The organism is Vreelandella lutescens, from assembly GCF_014640815.1.
In the GTDB taxonomy this organism is placed as follows: Bacteria; Pseudomonadota; Gammaproteobacteria; order Pseudomonadales; family Halomonadaceae; genus Vreelandella; species Vreelandella lutescens.
The window spans coordinates 1-2,612 of the sequence record NZ_BMHM01000012.1; the positions used below are offsets into that span (position 1 = coordinate 1).

Genomic DNA, 2,612 nt, shown 5'->3' on the forward strand with positions numbered 1-2,612 from the left:
TACTGCGACCAGACCCCTTGGGTGTTATAGGGTCAAGCCTCACGGGCCATTAGTACACGTTAGCTCAACGCCTTGCAGCGCTTCCACACCGTGCCTATCAACCAGCTGGTCTCGCTGGGCCCTTTAGGAGACTCTAGGTCTCAGGGATGTCTCATCTTGAAGGGGGCTTCCCGCTTAGATGCTTTCAGCGGTTATCCCGTCCGACCATAGCTACCCGGCAATGCCACTGGCGTGACAACCGGAACACCAGAGGGTCGTCCACTCCGGTCCTCTCGTACTAGGAGCAGCTCTTCTCAAACATCCAACGCCCACGGCAGATAGGGACCGAACTGTCTCACGACGTTCTAAACCCAGCTCGCGTACCACTTTAAATGGCGAACAGCCATACCCTTGGGACCGACTTCAGCCCCAGGATGTGATGAGCCGACATCGAGGTGCCAAACACCGCCGTCGATGTGAACTCTTGGGCGGTATCAGCCTGTTATCCCCGGAGTACCTTTTATCCGTTGAGCGATGGCCCTTCCATACAGAACCACCGGATCACTAGAACCTGCTTTCGCACCTGCTCGACGTGTCTGTCTCGCAGTCAAGCACCCTTATGCTCTTGCACTCACTGCACGATGTCCGACCGTGCTGAGGGTACCTTCGTGCTCCTCCGTTACTCTTTGGGAGGAGACCGCCCCAGTCAAACTACCCACCACACACTGTCCTCGATCCGGATAACGGACCTGAGTGAGAACGCCAATGATGCCAGGCTGGTATTTCAAGGTTGGCTCCCTTCGAACTGGCGTCCGAAGTTCAAAGCCTCCCAGCTATCCTACACAGGCAACATCAGCGTCCAGTGTGAAGCTATAGTAAAGGTTCACGGGGTCTTTCCGTCTAGCCGCGGGTACACCGCATCTTCACGGCGATTTCAATTTCACTGAGTCTCGGGTGGAGACAGCGTGGCCATCATTACGCCATTCGTGCAGGTCGGAACTTACCCGACAAGGAATTTCGCTACCTTAGGACCGTTATAGTTACGGCCGCCGTTTACCGGGGCTTCAATCAAGAGCTTCGCCCGAGGGCTAACACCATCATTTAACCTTCCGGCACCGGGCAGGCGTCACACCCTATACGTCCGCTTGCGCGTTAGCAGAGTGCTGTGTTTTTACTAAACAGTTGCAGCCACCTGGTATCTTCGACCGGTTCGGGCTGAGGAAGCAAGTTCCCTTACCCTACGCCGGCGTGCCTTCTCCCGAAGTTACGGCACCATTTTGCCTAGTTCCTTCACCCGAGTTCTCTCAAGCGCCTTGGGATTCTCACCCTGACCACCTGTGTCGGTTTGGGGTACGGTCGCACATGATCTGAAGCTTAGAGGCTTTTCCTGGAAGCGTGGCATCAATGACTTCCGGACCGTGGTCCGTTCGTTTCGTGTCTCGGCCTTAGAGCATCCCGGATTTACCTAAGATGCAAGCCTACTCACTTTCACCAGGACAACCAACGCCTGGCTCACCTAGCCTTCTCCGTCCCCCCATCGCAATCATGTCCGGTACGGGAATATTGACCCGTTTCCCATCGACTACGCCTTTCGGCCTCGCCTTAGGGGCCGACTCACTCTGCTCCGATTAGCGTCGAACAGAAACCCTTGGTCTTCCGGCGAGGGAGTTTTTCACTCCCTTTATCGTTACTCATGTCAGCATTCGCACTCGTGATACCTCCAGCAGACTTCTCAATCCACCTTCATCGGCTTACACGACGCTCCTCTACCGCTCATCCATAGGATGAACCCGTAGCTTCGGTACCTGGTTTAGCCCCGTTACATCTTCCGCGCAGGCCGACTCGACTAGTGAGCTATTACGCTTTCTTTAAAGGATGGCTGCTTCTAAGCCAACCTCCTAGCTGTCTGAGCCTTCCCACATCGTTTCCCACTTAACCAGGATTTGGGGACCTTAGCTGACGGTCTGGGTTGTTTCCCTTTTCACGACGGACGTTAGCACCCGCCGTGTGTCTCCCACGCTCATACTCACCGGTATTCGGAGTTTGCCTCGGGTTGGTAAGTCGGGATGACCCCCTAGCCGAAACAGTGCTCTACCCCCGGCGGTAATACGTGAGGCGCTACCTAAATAGCTTTCGAGGAGAACCAGCTATCTCCGAGCTTGATTAGCCTTTCACTCCGATCCACAAGTCATCCAAATCTTTTTCAACAGATCCTGGTTCGGGCCTCCAGTTGATGTTACTCAACCTTCACCCTGCTCATGGATAGATCGCTCGGTTTCGGGTCTATATCCAGCGACTGTGTCGCCCAGTTAAGACTCGGTTTCCCTACGGCTCCCCTATACGGTTAACCTCGCCACTGAATATAAGTCGCTGACCCATTATACAAAAGGTACGCAGTCACAGAACAAGTCTGCTCCTACTGCTTGTACGCACACGGTTTCAGGATCTATTTCACTCCCCTCTCCGGGGTTCTTTTCGCCTTTCCCTCACGGTACTGGTTCACTATCGGTCAGTCAGGAGTATTTAGCCTTGGAGGATGGTCCCCCCGTCTTCAGTCAAGGTTTCTCGTGCCCCGACCTACTCGATTTCACATACGCAGATTTTCGACTACGGGGCTATCACCCGCTACGGCC

Annotated in this window: 1 rRNA gene; it reads right to left on the reverse strand. The window is 54.6% G+C overall.

Going from position 1 to position 2,612, the window contains the following annotated elements:
* Positions 1 to 28 precede the first annotated feature (28 nt).
* Positions 29 to 2,612, reverse strand: a 23S ribosomal RNA gene (locus IEW65_RS17030); the annotation flags it as partial.